General features: G+C 69.7%; 15 protein-coding genes and 1 CRISPR repeat array. Of the genes, 6 read left to right on the forward strand and 9 right to left on the reverse strand.

Annotation, left to right across the window (positions count from 1 at the left end):
- Nucleotides 1–4 precede the first annotated feature (4 nt).
- The 4 genes from cas6 (at nt 5) to ACQY0Z_RS25860 (ending at nt 4,528) form a co-directional block, all read left to right on the forward strand.
- The gene (cas6, locus tag ACQY0Z_RS25845; protein WP_439812894.1) at nt 5–763 is read left to right on the forward strand and encodes a CRISPR system precrRNA processing endoribonuclease RAMP protein Cas6; all 759 of its coding nucleotides are present in this window, start codon (nt 5–7) and stop codon (nt 761–763) included.
- Between the two features lie 237 nt (nt 764–1,000).
- A CRISPR array of direct repeats spans nt 1,001–1,481; the repeat unit is 37 nt; unit sequence GTTCCGTAGGAACTAAAAGCCCGCAGGGCATAGAAAC.
- A 72-nt stretch (nt 1,482–1,553) separates the two neighbouring features.
- On the forward strand, nt 1,554–3,431 hold the full coding sequence (cas1, locus tag ACQY0Z_RS25850; RefSeq protein ID WP_439812895.1) for a CRISPR-associated endonuclease Cas1: 1,878 nt from the start codon (nt 1,554–1,556) through the stop codon (nt 3,429–3,431).
- A 7-nt stretch (nt 3,432–3,438) separates the two neighbouring features.
- Nucleotides 3,439–3,723, forward strand: coding sequence for a CRISPR-associated endonuclease Cas2 (gene cas2, locus ACQY0Z_RS25855; RefSeq protein ID WP_347224870.1), 285 nt, complete (start codon nt 3,439–3,441; stop codon nt 3,721–3,723).
- A 640-nt stretch (nt 3,724–4,363) separates the two neighbouring features.
- Nucleotides 4,364–4,528: a transposase gene (locus ACQY0Z_RS25860; RefSeq protein ID WP_254585808.1), complete on the forward strand. Its 165-nt coding sequence runs from the start codon at nt 4,364–4,366 to the stop codon at nt 4,526–4,528.
- Nucleotides 4,529–4,546: 18 nt separating this feature from the next.
- On the opposite strand, the gene ACQY0Z_RS25865 is transcribed toward ACQY0Z_RS25860, so the two are convergent.
- The 3 genes from ACQY0Z_RS25865 to ACQY0Z_RS25875 form a co-directional block, all read right to left on the reverse strand.
- Nucleotides 4,547–5,272 (reverse strand): SIR2 family NAD-dependent protein deacylase, encoded by a 726-nt coding sequence (locus tag ACQY0Z_RS25865; protein ID WP_439812896.1) that lies wholly within the window; start codon nt 5,270–5,272, stop codon nt 4,547–4,549.
- A 65-nt stretch (nt 5,273–5,337) separates the two neighbouring features.
- Nucleotides 5,338–5,841, reverse strand: a complete 504-nt coding sequence (locus ACQY0Z_RS25870) for an NUDIX domain-containing protein (RefSeq protein ID WP_401457613.1) — start codon at nt 5,839–5,841, stop codon at nt 5,338–5,340.
- A 135-nt stretch (nt 5,842–5,976) separates the two neighbouring features.
- A complete protein-coding gene (locus ACQY0Z_RS25875) occupies nt 5,977–7,062 on the reverse strand; it encodes an ADP-ribosylglycohydrolase family protein (protein WP_439812897.1) in 1,086 nt (361 codons plus the stop codon).
- Between the two features lie 197 nt (nt 7,063–7,259).
- Between ACQY0Z_RS25875 and ACQY0Z_RS25880 the strand changes: the two genes are divergently transcribed.
- Nucleotides 7,260–8,360: a glycerate kinase gene (locus ACQY0Z_RS25880; protein WP_254585804.1), complete on the forward strand. Its 1,101-nt coding sequence runs from the start codon at nt 7,260–7,262 to the stop codon at nt 8,358–8,360.
- A gap of 253 nt (nt 8,361–8,613) precedes the next feature.
- Nucleotides 8,614–12,180 (forward strand): ATP-binding protein, encoded by a 3,567-nt coding sequence (locus ACQY0Z_RS25885; RefSeq protein ID WP_439812898.1) that lies wholly within the window; start codon nt 8,614–8,616, stop codon nt 12,178–12,180.
- A 132-nt stretch (nt 12,181–12,312) separates the two neighbouring features.
- On the opposite strand, the gene pssA is transcribed toward ACQY0Z_RS25885, so the two are convergent.
- The 6 genes from pssA to ACQY0Z_RS25915 all read right to left on the reverse strand — a co-directional run bounded on the left by pssA (nt 12,313) and on the right by ACQY0Z_RS25915 (nt 18,710).
- On the reverse strand, nt 12,313–13,128 hold the full coding sequence (gene pssA, locus ACQY0Z_RS25890) for a CDP-diacylglycerol--serine O-phosphatidyltransferase (protein WP_102640756.1): 816 nt from the start codon (nt 13,126–13,128) through the stop codon (nt 12,313–12,315).
- A 22-nt stretch (nt 13,129–13,150) separates the two neighbouring features.
- Nucleotides 13,151–13,807 (reverse strand): phosphatidylserine decarboxylase, encoded by a 657-nt coding sequence (locus ACQY0Z_RS25895; RefSeq protein WP_026243357.1) that lies wholly within the window; start codon nt 13,805–13,807, stop codon nt 13,151–13,153.
- A 180-nt stretch (nt 13,808–13,987) separates the two neighbouring features.
- Nucleotides 13,988–15,202: an acyl-CoA dehydrogenase family protein gene (locus ACQY0Z_RS25900; protein ID WP_439812899.1), complete on the reverse strand. Its 1,215-nt coding sequence runs from the start codon at nt 15,200–15,202 to the stop codon at nt 13,988–13,990.
- Nucleotides 15,203–15,205: 3 nt separating this feature from the next.
- The gene (locus ACQY0Z_RS25905) at nt 15,206–15,718 is read right to left on the reverse strand and encodes a MaoC family dehydratase (protein ID WP_137209227.1); all 513 of its coding nucleotides are present in this window, start codon (nt 15,716–15,718) and stop codon (nt 15,206–15,208) included.
- Between the two features lie 5 nt (nt 15,719–15,723).
- Nucleotides 15,724–16,686 carry an HpcH/HpaI aldolase/citrate lyase family protein gene (locus tag ACQY0Z_RS25910; RefSeq protein WP_019521795.1) on the reverse strand — a complete coding sequence of 321 codons (963 nt, stop codon included), beginning with the start codon at nt 16,684–16,686 and terminating at the stop codon, nt 15,724–15,726.
- Nucleotides 16,683–18,710 carry a methylmalonyl-CoA mutase family protein gene (locus tag ACQY0Z_RS25915; RefSeq protein ID WP_254585801.1) on the reverse strand — a complete coding sequence of 676 codons (2,028 nt, stop codon included), beginning with the start codon at nt 18,708–18,710 and terminating at the stop codon, nt 16,683–16,685. The genes ACQY0Z_RS25910 and ACQY0Z_RS25915 overlap by 4 nt, the downstream gene beginning before the upstream one ends.
- Nucleotides 18,711–18,712 lie beyond the last annotated feature (2 nt).

Below are 18,712 nucleotides of genomic sequence, written 5' to 3' on the forward strand. Positions count from 1 at the left end.
GGCCATGCCCACGCGATGGACCCTGCGCCTGCACTCCGATCCCACGCCCCGATACGCCACTCCACAGCAACTGCACGGGTTGGCCTGCGCCCTCTTCGAGGGTGCAGGTGCCGACCACACCGGACAGAGCAAGAGTTTCACCACCTCGTCCCTGCTCGCCGGAGGTCAACCGAGTGCCCGATTCGCTGAACTGTGCCTCGGATGGCTCGATGACACCCGAGTTCCCGCCGTCGAAGCGCTGACCGGTCGCAACATCCGACTGGGAGCCCAACTCCTCACCGTCCACGACGTACGGCGTGAGGCGGCTCCCTACCAGGCCCTCCTGGCGGCACCGGCTGACTCGAACCGCATCGAGATGACGTTTGTGACGCCGACGCACTTCAACCGGTCTGACCGCTACATCCCGCTACCCGATCCCGAACTCGTCTACCAAAGCCTTCTACGTCGCTGGAATCGCTTCGCGCCCGAGCCGATCGCTGAATCGCTCGCCGAGGAGCTCATCAGCGCTGTCGTCCTGGCCGAACATGACGTGGCCAGCTGTTCCGTGGATCTCGGCCCTGGGCGGCGCATCGGCTTCACGGGCAGATCCGTCTTCACCCTGCTCAACAGAGCGGGTGATCAAGCGCACCGCATCTTCACTGCGCTGAGCCGCTTCGCGTCGGTGGCCGGCGTCGGCGCCCAAACAACCCATGGGCAGGGCTACGTTCGCATCACGCCGGCGAGGACGCGCACTCCAGGGAGGGGCCCGGTGACCCATGCGTGAGTTCGCTCCCTTCGATTCGACAGGCATTGTCGGACCGACCCTTGCTCACGACGGGGGCGTAACCGCACCTCGCCGGAGACCCCCGACGAGGGCGATTCCCGCGCGGACCATCGCCCCAGGTCAGACCCATGATCAACCGAAATGTGATCTGAATCACTCAAGCGTGGAGTGGGTGGCGCGCCGTCTCGCGCAACGGGCAGAATCGTCGCAGGTCACCACCCCCTTCCAGGCGGAAGGGTTCCGTAGGAACTAAAAGCCCGCAGGGCATAGAAACCCAAGGATTTTCTACGTTTGCTGCATATGGTCAATCAAGTTCCGTAGGAACTAAAAGCCCGCAGGGCATAGAAACGATCTCCAGATCGGACAAGTCGTACAGGTAGTAACCGTGTTCCGTAGGAACTAAAAGCCCGCAGGGCATAGAAACTCCACGTCGTGGCAGTACATCGGTGCTTCAGAGGCAAACAGTTCCGTAGGAACTAAAAGCCCGCAGGGCATAGAAACGCCCGATCTCAAGATCGTGCAAGTCGTAGAGGTAGGTTCCGTAGGAACTAAAAGCCCGCAGGGCATAGAAACGGAGTTACGCGGCGAGATCCAGCCACCAGAGGGACTGTTCCGTAGGAACTAAAAGCCCGCAGGGCATAGAAACGCAACCTGGCCATTATCTGCTTTACAGAGAGCTTCGTTCCGTAGGAGCTAAAAGCCCGCAGGGCATGGAAACTTCCATCGCGAGTGTGCCGAGGAAGGTTCCATAGTCAAAGAATTCTTCACGTCAGGTCTTTGGGGGTCGGCCGTGGGGGAATTGCTGCATCGTGCTGCTTCCGAGTCCGCGCTGCTCGATGCGTGGCGTGAGGTGCAGGAGAACGATCTTGAGGACGGCAAGGTCAACCCGCAGGTTGCCGCGTATGCGGAGGGGATTCTCGGGCGGCTGGCCGCGCTGAGTAGGGCTCTGTGTGAAGGGAGCTGGCGGCCGTCTCCCGTTTACGCGATGGAGATCGAGAAGCGGTCAGGCAGCAAGCGGCTGCTCGCCGTGCCTGCCGTGGAGGACCGGATCGTCGAACGCGCCCTGATGGAAGTGGTCGACGATCTCGTCGACGCCGTGCTCCTGCCCTGGAGCTACGCCTACCGCAAGGGCCTCTCTGTTGCCGACGCCCTGCACGATCTCACCCAGGCGCGCAATGACGGGGCCCGCTGGGTGGTGCGTGCGGACATCAAGGACTGCTTCGAGCGCATTCCTCGGTGGTCCGCGCTGACGCGGCTGCGGAAAGTCGTCCCGGATCCCGAGGTGTGCCACCTGATCGGGCAGTTGGTGAACCGTAATGGCGTCGGCCCTGCCGCCGGGCGCATCCGTCAGGGGCGAGGGCTGCATCAGGGCAGCTCGCTGTCGCCAGTCCTGACCAACCTCTACCTGGACTCGTTCGACAGGGACCTACTGCGGGCCGGGCATCGCGTGCTGCGCTACAGCGACGACTTCGCCGTCCCCGTCGATACCTGCGCGGAGGGCGAGAAGGTACTGGAGCTGGCTCGCGAGGCCCTGCGGCGACTCGATCTCGAGTTGAACGACGACAAGTGCCGGGTCGAGAGCTTCGACGAGGGCGTGGATTTCCTTGGCAAGACCACGACCGCCCGTTCCGGTTCACGCGTCACCGAGCACGTCTCGCCGCTGGAATCGACGGTCTACGTCACCGAAGCCGGCTCCTCCTTGCGGGCCAAGGGCGCCCGCATGCGGATCGTTCACCGGGACAAGCAACTGCTGTCGGTTCCCTTCAATCGCGTACGCCAAGTCGTGTGCACCACACCCTCCACCCTGACCAGCCCGTTCCTCCGCCGAGCGCTGGAACACGGCGTCGACATCGTGCTCACCGAAGAGGACGGCGAGTTCCTCGGCCGACTCACCGGACCGTACGGTCCCGACGTCCACCTCCGGCACGCCCAGCACCGGCTCGCCGACAAGCGTGCTGCGAAGCTCAACCTCGCCACAGCCTTCGTCGGCGGCAAGATCGCCAATATGCGGACCTGTCTGCTACGGGCCGCCCGCGCCGGGCGGCTCGACGAGGCGGAGCCCGCAGCAGACCGCCTCCTGGCAGCCCGCAAGTCGGCCCACCTCGCTGAATCCGAGGAAGCGTTGATGGGCATCGAGGGCGCGGCAGCTCGGGACTACTTCGCTGCTCTGAGCCGCATCCTCGGCCCGACCTGGTCCTTCACGCACCGGCGTCGGCGGCCACCGCCTGACCCGGTCAACGCGCTGCTGTCATTCGGCTACACCCTCCTGACCCGCGAGGCCGTCGCCGCCGTCGAACGCGCCGGACTCGACCCGGCCGTCGGCTACCTTCACGAAATGCACCGTGGCCGCCCGTCCCTGGCGTTGGACCTCGTGGAGGAGTTCCGCCCGCTGATCGTCGACCACCTCGTGATCGGACTGTGCACGTCAGGAAAGGTCACGCCCGGCGGCTTCACAACGGAAAACGACGGGGTCAAGGGATGTCGGATGGATCGGGAGACCCTGCGCACCTTCCTTGCGGCCTACGAGCGGGGCATGCTGACTGCGGCGCACCATCCGTCGGCCGGCCGTCGCACCTCCTACCGCAACGCGCTGTCCTGGCAGGCGCGCCACCTCGCCGACGTCATAGCCGACCGCACCCCCGCCTACACGCCGACCGCCTGGCGGTGACTCACAGATGCCGCACACCCTGCTGGTCACCTACGACATCGCCGACGACGACCGACGCAGCGAGATCTCCGACTTCCTGGCCGCCCATGGAGCCCGCGTCCAGTACAGCGTGTTCGAGGTCACCCTGCCGACGAAGAAGGCGGTCCAGCAACTCCGTGGGCGACTGCGCAAGCTGATCGATCGGGAGGAGGACCAGATCCGTCTCTACCCACTCCAGGCGAGTGTGCTCAACGAGATGATGATCCTCGGCAACAGGCGGCTTGAGGAGCGTGCCGACTTCTGGATCGTGTGAGGGAGACACCGGCGATGACACATCGAACGCCCCGAGCCGGACCCGTAACCGCAATTGGCGAGGAAAGGACCGGGAAGCCGATTCTCGCGCGGCCCGTTCCCGCAGGTCAGCGCCGCGAATGCGTGGAACGTGACGTGCGTCACTCTCTAATGGATCAGCTGGCGGCTCATCCCGCGCAACGGACACAATCGGGGCAGGCCCAAGGGCCCGTTCTGAGGGGAAGCATTCCGCAGGACCACGAAGCCCGCAGGGCATAGAAACAAACGGCGCGCGCGCCCGACCTTCTCGTCGTGCTTGCTGTAGAATTCCGCAGGACCACGAAGCCCGCAGGGCATAGAAACCTTGATCAGCGCGTACGCCGCCGACAGGTGTCCGATATTCCGCAGGACCTCGAAGCCCGCAGGGCATAGAAACTTGACGTGCGCGCCCATCCACTTGTTTTCCGCGACGCAGACATTCCGCAGGACCCCAAAGCCCGCAGGGCAAGCCAAAGCGTGTCCGCTTCGCGCGCAATATCGGCAGAATTTGTACTCGCAGGGAGTCGACTCGGAGTGGATGGCTCCATCCAGGCTCGGAACTCCCAACGAAATGATTTTCAAGGCGGTTGGATCACCCCAGACCGATGATCTGGAGGTGTGGAGTGGCTCGGCGGAAGCCGCGGGATGTCGATGATGAGCTGTGGGCGGAGATCGAGCCCCTGTCGCCAAGGTGGAGCGTCGGGCTCGGCATCCAGGGCCGCAAGCGGCATCCGGCCCGGCTGGTGTTCCAGGGCATCCTGTTCGTGCTGCACACCGGGAGCGCCTAACCTCGCGAAAGCGCGAGGTTAGGCGGCGATCCGCCGCAGCAGCGTCGGCAGCGACGTGCCGATCGGTTCGCGGACGACCTCGTCCGCCAGGTCGTCGTACGGCGTCGGTTCCGCGTTGACGACGATCAGGCGGGCGCCGTGGTCGGCGGCGACCTGGGCGAGGCCCGCCGCGGGGTGAACCTGGAGGCTGGTGCCGGCGGCGATGAAGAGGGTGCAGGCCTTGGTGATCGCCACCGCCTCGCCGAGCACCATCGGGTCCAGCGCCTCGCCGAACATCACCGTCGCCGGCCTGAGGATGCCGCCGCAGTCGACGCACGGCGGGTCGTCCTCGCCGGCCGTCAGACGGGCCAGGGCGTCCTCCATCGGCGTCCGTGCGTGGCACTTGGTGCAGACGACCGCGCGCGCCGTGCCGTGAAGCTCCAGCACCTTGCGGTCCGGCATGCCGCCCAGCTGGTGCAGGCCGTCCACGTTCTGCGTGATCACCCGCACCGCCGTCCCGGACCGCTCCAGCTCGGCCACCGCACGGTGCGCGGCGTTCGGCTCGGGCAGCGCGGCGAAGTGCTTCTGCCGCATCCGCCACGACCGGCGGCGGATCTCCGGGTCGGCCATGTAGTACTCGTACGTCACGAGCTTCTCGGCGTCCGGGTCGCGGCGCCACAGCCCGGCAGGCCCGCGGTAGTCGGGGATGCCGGAGTCCGTGCTGACGCCGGCGCCGGTCAGGAGGGCGACGAGGGGCTTGGCCATGCGGCGAGGGTAGGACGGAGGGTGCGCGCGCGGCGAGCGGATATCGCGTCGACGGGCGCCGCCGGTCAGTGCGCCCGGTGGCCGTCCTCCAGCTCCGCCGTGCCCGAGCCGTCCGCGAGGACGTCCAGCGCGGCGAGCACCCTGCGGCCCAGGGAGCCGGGCAGATGCGCGGTGATCTCCTCGCGCTCCACCAGCCGCCACGACAGCAGCTCCTCCTCCTGGAGCCGGATCGCCCTCAGCTCGTCCTCGGCGAGCACGCCGCCGTCGTACAGGTACGCCACCAGCGGCGGGACGCCGGGCGTGCGCACCCAGTCCACGGCGAGGAGCCGGCCCAGCGGGCGGTCCAGGCCGATCTCCTCGGCCGTCTCCCGCCGTGCCCCCTCGCGCGGGCTCTCGCCCTCGTCCGACTCGATCGTGCCGCCCGGCAGCGCCCACCCCTCGCGGTAGTTCGGCTCGACGAGCAGCACCCGGCCCGCCGCGTCCCGGAAGAGGGCGGCGGCCCCGGCGAGGACACGGGGGAGGGAGGCGATGTAGGCGGCGAAGTCCTGGGTGTCCTGCGTGGTGGTCATGCGGGAAGGGTACGGCGGCCGGGCGACCCGCCGGGGCCTCGCCGGGACGGCCCGCCCGGCGCACGGCAGCACACGCCGTCCCATGATCGACACGGCGGGCGCACACGCCGGAGCACGCCTGGGCGACCCGCGGGGTCAGGCCTCCGTCTGCGCCAGCCGCAGCGTCCGCTCCGCCAGCTCGCTGATCCGCACCCCGTCGAAGCCGAACACCGCACTGCGCACCGTGTCCTCCAGTGGCTCCTTCCACTGGTCCGGCACCGCCGCCGCCCCGCACATCACCCCGGCCACCGACCCGGCCGTCGCGCCGTTGGAGTCCGTGTCCAGACCGCCCCGCACCGTCAGCGCGATGCTCCGGGAGAAGTCGCCGTCGCCGTACAGCAGCCCCGCGGTGATCACGGCCGCGTTCGGCACCGTGTGGATCCAGCCGAACCCCGCCGTCTCCTCCTCCGTCGTCGCCAGCGTCTCCTCCCACGGCAGCCCGCTCTCGTGCAGCGACGCCACCCGGCGCACCGTGCGCGCCAGTCTGCTGCTCGCCGGGATCACCGTCAGCGCCTCGTCCACCGCCTCCCGCGCGGTCTTCGCCGTGAACGCCGCCGCGACCAGCGCCGCCGCCCACATCGCGCCGTACACCCCGTTGCCCGTGTGCGACAGCACCGCGTCCTTGCGGGCCAGCGCGGCGGCCCCGCGCGGCGCGCCCGGCGAGACCCAGCCGTGCACGTCGGCGCGGATCAGCGCGCCGATCCACTCCTGGTAGGGGTTGTCGTACGTCGCCGTCAGCGGCGGCCGCAGCCCGTTCGCGAGGTTCCGGTACGCCGCCCGCTCGGCGGTGAACGTCTGCAGGTACGGCAGCCGCAGCAGCCACAGGTCGCCCACCTGCTCGGTGCTGAAGCCGAAGCCGTGCGTCTCCAGCAGGTGCAGGCCGAGGATCGCGTAGTCGACGTCGTCGTCGCGGCAGCTGCCGTGCACCCTGCCCCGGACGCAGTACCGCCACTCCGGGCGCAGCGCCCGCTCCTCGTCCTCGGTGGGCGGCCCCGGCAGGTAGTCGGTCAGCGGCAGCGCGTCCGTCGCCCGCAGGTAGCGGTCGATGCGCTCCCGCGTCCACACCTCGCCCTGCTCCACCGGCTTGCCCAGCATGTTGCCGGCGACACGGCCCAGCCAGCCGCCGAGGATGCGGTCGGCGAGCCCGGTCGCGGTGGTGGTCACTCCGGTCGTGGCGGTCATGGGACCGGTCTACCCGTTTCCCGGCGGTTCCGTACCGGTCCACGGGCCGGTCGGGGCATGACGGGCACGCGGCCCGGCGGTTAGGGTCGCAGCGGCGCGACAGGCCCCGGCACGCGCGCGGGGCCCGATGATCGAGGGGAAGCCAAGTGGCGGACGCTGCAGGAAGCGGTACGCGTAGGACGCCGTCGGCCCAGCGGGTGCTGGTCGCCGCGGACAAGTTCAAGGGGTCGCTGACGGCCGTGGAGGTCGCCGAGCGGGTCACCGCAGGACTCCGCGTGGTGCGGCCGGACCTCCGGGTCGAGGCGCTGCCCGTGGCCGACGGCGGCGACGGAACCGTCGCGGCGGCCGTCGCGGCCGGTTTCGAACGGCACGAGGTGACGGTCTCCGGACCGCTCGGCGACGAGGTGACCGCGGCCTACGCGCTGCGGGACGGCACCGCCGTCGTGGAGATGGCGGAGGCCAGCGGGCTGCAGCGGCTGCCTGAGGGCGTCTTCGCGCCGCTCACCGCGTCGACGTACGGCTCCGGGGAACTGCTGCGGGCCGCGCTGGACGCGGGCGCGCGGAGCATCGTGTTCGGCGTCGGCGGCAGCGCGACGACCGACGGCGGGGCGGGGATGCTCGCCGCGCTGGGCGCGCGGTTCCTCACCGCGTCGGGCGAGCCGGTGGGCCCGGGAGGCGCCGCGCTGGCGGAGGTGGCGACCGCCGACCTGTCCGGACTCGACCCGCGCCTGCGGTCGGTGGAGTTCGTGCTCGCGAGCGACGTCGACAACCCCCTGACCGGCCCGAAGGGCGCGGCGGCGGTGTACGGGCCGCAGAAGGGCGCCTCGCCGGAGGACGTGGAGCGGCTGGACGCGGCGCTGGGGCACTTCGCGAAGGTGCTGGACGCGGCCGAGCTCGCGACGTCCCCGGGCGCCGGCGCGGCGGGCGGTATCGGGTTCGGGGCGCTGCTCGTGGGCGCGCGGTTCCGCCCCGGCATCGAGGTGATGCTGGACGTGCTGGGCTTCGCCTCCGCGCTTCAGCGGGCGGATCTGGTGATCACCGGGGAGGGGTCGCTGGACGAGCAGACCCTGCACGGGAAGGCCCCGGCGGGGGTCGCCGCGGCGGCGCGGGCCGCCGGGAAGGACGTGATCGCGGTGTGCGGACGCCTGGCGCTGGCGCCGGAGGTGCTGGGCCGCGCCGGCATCCGGCGCGCGTACGCCCTGACGGACCTGGAACCGGACGTGGCGCGGTGCATCGCGGACGCGGGGCCGATCCTGGAGCGGACGGCGGAGCGCATCGCGCGGGACTACCTCACCTGAGCCGGGCCGTGTCAGGTCCCGCCGACGGGACCTGACACCGTCTCACCTCACGCCGGTGCGGCGGTCCGGGCGCCCCCGGCGCGACCGTGTTGCGATCCCTCTCATCAGTGGTTCCATGGACATGAAGGCACATGCGCAGGTAGGGGCGTCCCCGACGTCCTCGCCTGCGTGAGCGGCGGCGTCACCCGGCCGCTGTGCCTTCCGGCGTTCCGTGACATGGCGCCGGAGGGCGCAGCACGGAGGGAACGACGCCATGCCCACGAAAGTCATCCGCAGCCCGGAGGGCAAACAGCGGCCGCGTGACGCCGCCTGGTTCACGCTGTACCCGAGACGCTGGACACTTCGGGCCGCACGGGCGGTGGGCAGGCGCTGGCGGTCGTACCGGACCGGCCGGGAGGCCCGCCGGAGCATCGTCCCCAACCGCAGGTGGCACCCCTGGCGGGTCTCGCTCGGCCGGCTGCTGCGTGTGTTCGCCTTCCTCGGAACCTCGCTGCTGCTCGGCTGGATCGCGCTCGCCGCGTACGACTCCTCGCAGCACGTGCGCTCGTGGTACGACGAACTGAAGAACGACGCCTGGTTCAGCACCGTGCTGTCCTTCGTGAGCCCCGTGCTGACCGGCGCCCTCCTCCTCGCGGTCTTCCTCCTGTACTGGTACCACAAGGCCAAGAGGCCGCTGGTGAGGAAGGCGCGCACCCGCCCGCACGAACTGGTCCCCACGGCCGGGACGCTCGTCGACCGGATCGTCGGGCGCCGCGAACTGGCCCAGGTGATGGCCCAGACGCTCCGCAACCGCAAGACGCGCCGCCCGTATCTGCTGGTCGGCGGCGTGGGCGTCGGCAAGACCGCCGTCCTCGTGGAGCTGACCCGCATGCTCGCTCAGCAGTCCGCCGTACCGGTGCCCCTGCGCCTGCGCGACATGGACGGGGAGTTCGACTTCGAGCAGATGGCACGGCGCCGCTTCGCCGAGGAGGCCGACCAGGGCGTCTTCGCCGCCGGGAACATCGACAAGGCGTGGCGGCAACTGCGGCTCGACGACAAGGCCGTGGTCATCGCCGACGGTCTGGAGGAGGCCCTCCTCGACGAGCGGTACCGGGAGGACCGGGACAACATCATCCGGCGGGCCATCGACCGGGCGGACCGTCAGCAGCTCCCCCTGGTCATCGCCTCGCGCCCGCACGCGCCGCTGGAAGGCACGCGGGCCGCCATCGCCGACCTGGAACCGCTCAGCGAGGAGGCGGCCCTGGAGTACCTGGTCCGGGAACCCGGCGAGGGGGACGAACGCCGGCTGGACTGGGTGGTGGAGACCGCCGAGGTCTCCGACTCGCCGATCTACCTGCGCATCGCACGCGCCCTGCAACAGCGCGGACTGCTGGAGCACCTGACGCTCCGCGAGAACGACGGTCGGCTGAACACCCGCAGCAACGACTGCTCCACGATCAGGCTGTGGCTCCTCGACAGCTACCGCCGGGCCATGGAGGACGGGCTCATCCGCGACAAGCTGGTGATGAACCGCAGGGAACGCAGGGAGACCCTGTGGGTGGTGTCGGCCCTGGCCTGTTTCGGTCTGCTGCAGGACAGTCTGGAGGTGTCGTTCGACGACTTCGTCGGCGCCTACCTGGACGACCTGCGTGAGCGCCGCCGCTCCGGGACCCTGCCCGACGAGCCGACGGCCGGATCCTGGCGGGAGGCGGTCCGCCCCTCCGTCTCGCCGGTCCAGCGCGAGGCGATCTGGAACGTGCTGGCCCGCACGGTCGGCGAGTCGTCGTCCTGGATCAACCCGCTGGACGCCCCCACCGAGTGCTACGCCGAGCTCGCCCGGTACGCCGCCAACGGACAGCACCTGGGGCTCGTGCGGGGCTCCGAGAACAAGGTCCGGTTCCCCCACAGCATCGTCCAGGCCTACCTGGGGCACCGGCTGCTGACCGAGGTGCCGGACGACGAGATGGCCGCCGTCGTCGGACCCGCCCTGCGCGGCCCCGGCCCGTCCCGGGAACTCCTCATCGCCCTGGTGCTGCTCTCCCGCCACCGGGCCACCACCGCGGCGCCCCGCCCGTCCGGACCACGCGACGGCGGGAGGACCCCGAGGACGAGCGAACTGCTCCGCGACGCCGCCGCGAACCGGCACGACGCGAAGTACTTCGACCTGTACGCCGCCGCCCTGGAGATCGACAGCATCGACCCGGAGCCGATCCAGGACGAGCTGGCCCGCAGCCTCGACGAACAGTGGGAGGGGCTGGTCATCAGGTCCGACCAGCGCACCGTGGAGGACGCCAAGCTCGGGCTGGTGCGGCGCTTCGGCGCGGCGCTGCGGGAACGGGAGAGGCGGAGGGACGAGGCCGGGACGGCCCCGGGGACGGCCGCGGCGCCGCCTCCGCTGCCGTACGAGCGGCTGCTCAGCATCGGCACGCGCGAGCCCTCCCACGCCGTCCGGACCGCGATCGCCCACCAGATCGCCGCCGGCGGCGACGCCGCCTTCCGCGCCCTGCGGGAGCTGTTCCCCCTCGACACCGATCCCGTGCGGCAGTACCTGCACCAGACGCGGGAGGCCAAACGGAAGCTCAACGAGGACTACACCGCCTGGCTCGAGGACACGGAGTCGGGCCGCCCCGCCGACCCGGGCACGGCGCAGCGCAGAGAGCAGCGATACGCCCGGTTCGTACGGGAGCACGAGCGGCGCCGCACCGAACAGTGGCGCCATTTCGCCCTGCGGGCCTGGCTGGTCCCCATGTTCCTCGGCTCCGTCTCCGCGAGGTACCGCGACGAGGCCGAGGAACGCCTCGATCTCTGGCTGCGGCACCTCACCGTCCCGGCCGGCCGGAACGGATCATCGGCGCCGTCCACGGGGCCGCCCGAGCCCGACCTGCCGCTGTCCCTGGAGATCGCCATGACCCAGGGCTTCAAGAACGCCGCGAACCGGCGCAGGCGTCATCCGGACGCGTACGAGGAGAGCCGGGCGTTCCTGACCAGGCACGCCGAGCGGATGCTCGCCTCCAGCCGCTCCTGGTACGCGCAGCTGAGCCTGCTCCACGCCCTGTGCCTGTGGGAGCTGCCCGACACGGCCGGGCGGCGCGACGCCCCCGCCGGGAAGGGCGCGTCCGTCGAGCCCGCGCGCGCGGTCAACCGCTGGCTCGCCATCGCGGGCAGCGCGCGCCGCGGCGGGGGAGGAGGGCCGCGTGCGATGCTCCACCCGTTCGTCGCGGAGGCCGCGGACCTGGTGACCCTGGCCCTGGAGACGGGGCATCCCGAGCAGTTCCTCTGGATCGACGAGCACGGGGCCGTCAACAGCGTCGGGTCCACTCCGGCGGACCCGGAGCGCTACCGGAAGCACAATCTGTGGATCGCCCCGTCGTCCGGCTGGACCAGCCTGCACCCCCGGGCGCAGCGGCTCCTCGCGGACGTCCTGATCATGCTGAACCTCACGGAGCGGGACGGCAGCCCGGACGCCATCGAGGAGCGCCTGGAGCTCACCGACCGCAGCGACCTGCCGCCCTGCGTGACCCACGACCGGACGCCGCTCCACCCCGAGCGGAGCGTGGGGCGCAAGGACCGGGACGAGCCGGGCTGCACCTGCCTGCCGACCTGCACGTTCCGTCTGTGCCCCTATCCGCCCAAGGCCGCGAGGACGCAGAAGGAGATCGAGGAGCCGTTCTGCCGGCAGCAGCAGGCACTCCTGCACAGCCACCGCCGCTGGCACCTGCCGGCCCTCACCCGGCGCACCGCCTCCTGGGTGAGCATCCCCGTGCGGGAGCTGCACGCCTTCTGGGAGGTGATGGCGCACCGGAAGCGCAAGACGCCCGAGGAGGACGAGCAGGTCCTGTGAGGCGCACGCACGAGGTCGCAGCGCGCACGAGGGCCCCGCACGCACGTGGGCCCCGCACGCACGTGGGCCCCGCACGCACGTGGGCCCCGGACCCTTCCCGGGTCCGGGGCCCACCCACAGCCTGCGGCGGCGTTACGGCAGCTGCGCCGCCCGCGCCTCACGCCGGTTGTCGCGGAAGTTGTTCACCCGCCGTGCCGTCGCGAACAGCGGAATGACCGCCCCCATCACCAGCTGCAGCGCACACCCCGTCTGCAGCAGCAGCTGTCCGCTCGGCGCGTCGAAGGCCCATGCCGCCAGCAGCCCCATCGACAGCACGATCCACGACAGCATCGCCACGGCGAGACGCCCCCGCGGCTTCGGGTACTCGACGCGGCTCACCATCAGCCACGCCGTGCCGATGATCGCCAGCAGCGTCGCCACGAAGGGCAGCTCCAGCAGCACGATGGACACGACCGTCAGCGCCCCGAAGGGCGACGGCATGCCCTGGAAGGTGCCGTCCTTCACCGTGACGCAGGAGAACCGCGCCAGTCTCAGCACCACCGCCAGCAGCACCACGATCGCCCCGACCGCGGCCACCCTCTGGTGCGCGTCGTCCGCGACCATGCCGTAGACCAGGACGAAGTACGCCGGGGCCAGGCCGAAGCTGATCAGGTCCGAGAGGTTGTCCAGCTCGGCGCCCATCGGCGAGGAGCGCAGCTTGCGCGCCACCAGGCCGTCGAAGAGGTCGAAGACCGCCGCGCACAGCATCAGGATGACCGCGGTGGCCGCGCTGTGGCGGGCCATGCCGGTCTCCTGGCTGCCCTGCAGGTGCGGGATCAGGATGCCGGTGGTGGTGAAGTACACCGCCATGAAGCCGCACGTGGCGTTGCCCAGCGTGAGGGTGTCCGCTATCGACAGGCGCAGCGACAGAGGCATCTCCTCGTCGTCGTCCTCGTCGGCCTCCGGCACCCAGCCGGCCTGTGTGTCGGGATCAACCACGGTCAATGCGAGTCACCCCAGCCACGGTCTTCTGGCCCACTTCGACATCGACCTCCACGCCCTCGGGCAGGTAGATGTCGACGCGCGAGCCGAAGCGGATGAGGCCGATGCGCTCGCCCTGCTCGACCTTGGTGCCCTGGGGCACGTAGGGGACGATGCGGCGGGCCACCGCGCCGGCGATCTGGACCATCTCGATGTCACCGAGCTCGGTGTCGAAGTGCCACACCACGCGCTCGTTGTTCTCGCTCTCCTTGTTGAAGGCGGGAACGAAGCCACCGGGGATGTGCTCGACCGACGTCACGGTGCCGGCCAGGGGGGCGCGGTTCACGTGGACGTTCAGCGGGCTCATGAAGATCGCGACGCGGGTGCGTCCGTCCTTCCAGGGCATGATGCTCTGCACCACACCGTCGGCGGGCGAGATGACCCGGCCCTGGGCGATCTCGCGCTCGGGGTCGCGGAAGAACCACAGCATCCCCGCCGCGAGAGCGGTGGCGGGGACGGCGACGGCCTTGGCGGCGCCCGAGCGGCGGGCGCGGAGCAGACTCACGGCCGCGGTGGCGACGGTCGGCAGAAGCCACGGCGATGCTCCGCGCGCGAGGCGTACGCCGGCGAGGCTGTCGCGGTGTGCAGAGGTTTGGCTGTGGGGCATGGATGACCTTCGTAGCGGATGATGCCGCGCAACTGCGGGGGACGGCGGCTTTCCGGCGATCGTAGCGGCTCTCGGCCGCAACTGGGTAAGCCAGGCAACCAAGTCGGCGGCCGAAGAACGCATACGGGGTGTGATCCTCTTCCTCAAGAAAACACCCCGTATCCGGACATCTGACCCTGCTCAGCCCTGGAATCGATACTCTTCGAGCAGTCGACGGCCGATGATCATTTTCTGGATCTCGGCGGTGCCCTCACCGATCAGCAGCATCGGGGCCTCCCGGTAGAGGCGCTCGATCTCGTACTCCTTCGAGAAGCCGTAGCCGCCGTGGATCCGGAAGGCGTCCTCCACGACCTCCTTGCAGTACTCGGAGGCGAGGTACTTCGCCATCCCTGCCTCAAGGTCGTTTCGTTCTCCGGAGTCCTTTTTGCGCGCTGCGTTGACCATCATGGCATGCGCGGCCTCCACCTTGGTGGCCATCTCGGCCAGCTTGAACTGGATGGCCTGGTGCTGGGCGATCGGCTTGCCGAAAGTGTGACGCTGCTGGGCGTACTGGACGCCCAGTTCGAAGGCACGCTGCGCGACGCCGCAGCCACGCGCCGCGACGTTCACACGGCCGACCTCGACGCCGTCCATCATTTGGTAAAAACCTCGGCCGGTGACCCCGCCGAGCACCCGGTCGGCGGGAACGCGCAGGCCGTCCATGATGAGCTCGGTCGTGTCGACGCCCTTGTAGCCCATCTTGTCGATCTTGCCGGGGATGGTCAGGCCCGGACGGACCTCGCCGAAGCCCGGCTCCTTCTCCACCAGGAAGGTGGTCATCGACTTGTGCGGCTTGGCGGCTGCCTCTTCAGGGGAGTGTCCTTCGTCACTTCGCACCAGAACGGCCACCAGCGACGACGTCCCGCCGTTCGTCAGCCACATCTTCTGCCCGTTGAGGACGTACTCGTCGCCGTCCTTGACCGCCTTCGACGTGATGGCCGACACGTCCGAGCCGAGGCCCGGCTCCGACATCGAGAAGGCGCCCCGGATGTCGCCGGCCGCCATCCGCGGCAGGAAGTGCTCCTTCTGCTCCTGGGTGCCGTGCTGCTTGAGCATGTACGCCACGATGAAGTGCGTGTTGATGATGCCGGACACCGACATCCAGCCGCGGGCGATCTCCTCCACGCACAGCGCGTAGGTGAGAAGGGACTCGCCCAGGCCGCCGTACTCCTCGGGGATCATCAGGCCGAAGAGGCCCAGTTCCTTCAGCCCGTCGACGATCTGCTGCGGGTACTCGTCGCGGTGCTCCAGCTCGGTCGCGACCGGGATGATCTCCTTGTCCACGAAGTCGCGGACGGTGGAGAGGATCTCCTGCTGGACGTCGGTCAGACCGGCGGTCCGGGCGAGACGGGCCATCGCTTACTTCCCCTGTTCGTTCAGCTCGGGGCGGCCGGGCTGCTCGCCGCCGCGCTCCTTGATGTACGTCTCGGTCGGGACCATCACCTTGCGGCGGAACACGCAGACCAGCGTGCCGTCCTGCTTGTAGCCCTTGGTCTCGACGTACACGATGCCGCGGTCGTTCTTCGACTTCGACGGCCACTTGTCCAGGACGGTCGTCTGCCCGTAGATCGTGTCGCCGTGGAAGGTCGGCGCCACGTGCTTGAGCGACTCGATCTCCAGGTTGGCGATCGCCTTGCCGGAGATGTCCGGCACGCTCATGCCGAGCAGCAGCGAGTAGATGTAGTTCCCGACGACGACGTTCTTGCCGAAGTCCGTCGTCTTCTCCGCATAGTTGACGTCCATGTGGAGCGGGTGGTGGTTCATGGTGAGGAGACAGAACAGGTGGTCGTCGTACTCCGTGACCGTCTTGCCCGGCCAGTGCTTGTACGTCGCCCCGACCTCGAACTCCTCGTAGGTGCGTCCGAACTGCATGGCGGTCAGGCCTCCGGGATCTCGAACTTCGACGTGCGCCGCATACCGGCCGCGCGTCCCTTGCCCGCGATGACCAGGGCCATCTTGCGGCTGGCCTCGTCGATCATCTCGTCGCCGAGCATCGCGGAGCCCTTCTTGCCGCCCGCCTCGGACGTGTAGTAGTCGTACGCGTCCAGGATCAGCTCGGCGTGGTCGTAGTCCTCCTGCGAGGGGGAGAAGACCTCGTTGGCGGCGTCGACCTGGCCGGGGTGCAGCACCCACTTGCCGTCGAAGCCGAGCGCGGCGGCGCGGCCGGCCACCTCGCGGAAGCCGTCCACGTTGCGGATCTGCAGGTAGGGGCCGTCGATCGCCTGGAGGTTGTTGGCGCGGGCGGCCATCAGGATCTTCATCAGGATGTAGTGGTAGGCGTCCGCCGGGTAGCCGGGCGGCTGCTCGCCCACGACCAGCGACTTCATGTTGATGGACGCCATGAAGTCGGCCGGGCCGAAGATGATGGTCTCGATGCGCGGGGAGGCCTGCGCGATCTCGTTGACGTTGTTGAGGCCCTGCGCGTTCTCGATCTGCGCCTCGATGCCGATCCGGCCGACCTCGAAGCCCATGGTCTTCTCGATCTGCGTGAGCAGCAGGTCCAGGGCGACGATCTGCTGGGCGTCCTGCACCTTCGGCAGCATGATGCAGTCGAGGTTCGGGCCCGCGCCCTCGACGACCGTCACGACGTCCCGGTACGTCCACTCCGTGGTCCAGTCGTTGACGCGCACCACGCGCGTCTTGCCGGTCCAGTCGCCCTCGTTGAGGAACTTCACGATGGTGTGCCGCGCCTCGGGCTTGGCGAGCGGGGCGCAGGCGTCCTCGAGGTCCAGGAAGACCTGGTCGGCGGGGAGGCCCTGGGCCTTCTCCAGGAAGCGCGGGTTCGAGCCGGGTACCGCCAGGCAGGAACGCCGGGGGCGAAGGCGGTTGACCGTGGTCATGCGGGGACCTCCAGGGGGTCGAGCTTGTTCGCGTTGCGGATCTCGTCGACGATGCGGCCGATGATCCCGGTGATGTCGAAGTCCTTCGGCGTGAAGACCGCGGCGACTCCCGCGGCCCGCAGCTGTTCGGCGTCACCGCTGGGGATGATGCCACCGGCGATCACGGGAATGTCCGTGGCGCCGGCCACACGGAGCCGTTCGAGCACGTCCGGCACCAGCTGGGCGTGCGATCCGGAGAGGATCGACAGGCCCACCGCGTGGACGTCCTCCGCCAGCGCGGCGTCCACGATCTGCTCCGGGGTGAGCCGGATGCCCTGGTAGACCACCTCGAACCCGGCGTCGCGGGCCCGCACGGCGATCTGCTCGGCGCCGTTGGAGTGGCCGTCCAGGCCGGGCTTGCCGACCAGGAAGCGCAGCTTGCCCACACCGAGGTCCTTCGCCGTGAGTTCCACCTTCCGGCGGACCTCCGACAGGGCGGAGCCCTCCTCGGCGGGGACCGCGACGGGGGCCGAGGACACCCCGGTCGGCGCCCGGAACTCGCCGAACACCTCGCGCAGCGCGCCGGCCCACTCGCCGGTGGTGACGCCGGCCCGGGCGCACTCCAGGGTGGCCTCCATGAGGTTGTCGGTGCCGCGTGCGGCCTCCTTCAGCTTCTCCAGCGCCTTGCAGGGGCGCGGGTGGTTGAAGGGCGGCTGGTAGCGGGTGTCGCGCCAGTTCTGCAGCGAGGCGATCACCCGCGCCTCCACCGCGGGGTCGACGGTCTGGATGGCGGTGTCCAGGTCGGCGGTGAGCGGGTTGGGTTCGGTGGACTCGAAGGCGTTGACCCCGATGATCTTCTCCTCGCCGGACTCGATCCGGGCGCGGCGCTCGGCGTGCGAGGAGACGAGCTGGGACTTGAGGTAGCCGGACTCCACGGCGGCCATCGCGCCGCCCATCTCCTGGATCCGCTCGATCTCCGCGGTCGCCTCGGCCACCAGCTCCTCGACCTTGGCCTCGATCACCTTCGAGCCCTCGAAGATGTCCTCGTACTCCAGCAGGTCGCTCTCGTAGGCGAGGACCTGCTGGATGCGCAGGGACCACTGCTGGTCCCAGGGGCGGGGCAGGCCGAGCGCCTCGTTCCAGGCGGGCAGCTGCACGGCACGCGCGCGGGCGTCCTTGGAGAGGGTGACGGCCAGCATCTCCAGCACGATCCGCTGGACGTTGTTCTCCGGCTGCGCCTCGGTCAGCCCGAGGGAGTTGACCTGGACGCCGTAGCGGAAGCGGCGGTGCTTGGGGTTCTCGATGCCGTACCGCTCACGGGTGAGGGTGTCCCAGATACGGCCGAAGGCGCGCATCTTGCACATCTCCTCGATGAAGCGGACCCCCGCGTTCACGAAGAAGGAGATACGGCCGACGACGTCGCCCATGCGCTCCTGCGGCACCTGGCCGCTGTCGCGCACCGCGTCGAGCACGGCGATCGCGGTGGACATCGCGTACGCGATCTCCTGCACCGGCGTGGCCCCGGCCTCCTGCAGGTGGTAGCTGCAGATGTTGATCGGGTTCCACTTCGGGATGTGGGAGACCGTGTACGCGATCATGTCGGTCGTCAGGCGGAGCGACGGCCCCGGCGGGAAGACGTGCGTCCCGCGGGACAGGTACTCCTTGACGATGTCGTTCTGGGTCGTGCCCTGGAGCTTGGTGATGTCCGCGCCCTGCTCCTCGGCGACGACCTGGTAGAGCGCCAGCAGCCACATGGCGGTGGCGTTGATCGTCATCGAGGTGTTCATCTGCTCCAGGGGGATGTCCTGGAACAGCCGCCGCATGTCACCGAGGTGCGAGACGGGCACCCCGACCCGGCCGACCTCGCCGCGGGCGAGGACGTGGTCGGGGTCGTAGCCGGTCTGGGTCGGCAGGTCGAACGCGACCGACAGCCCGGTCTGGCCCTTGGCGAGGTTGCGCCGGTACAGCTCGTTGGACGCCTCGGCCGTCGAGTGGCCGGCGTACGTCCGCATGAGCCACGGACGGTCCTTCTGACGCTCTGTCATGT

This window comes from Streptomyces sp. P9-2 (genome assembly GCF_051903975.1).
Lineage (GTDB): Bacteria > Actinomycetota > Actinomycetes > Streptomycetales > Streptomycetaceae > Streptomyces > Streptomyces cellulosae.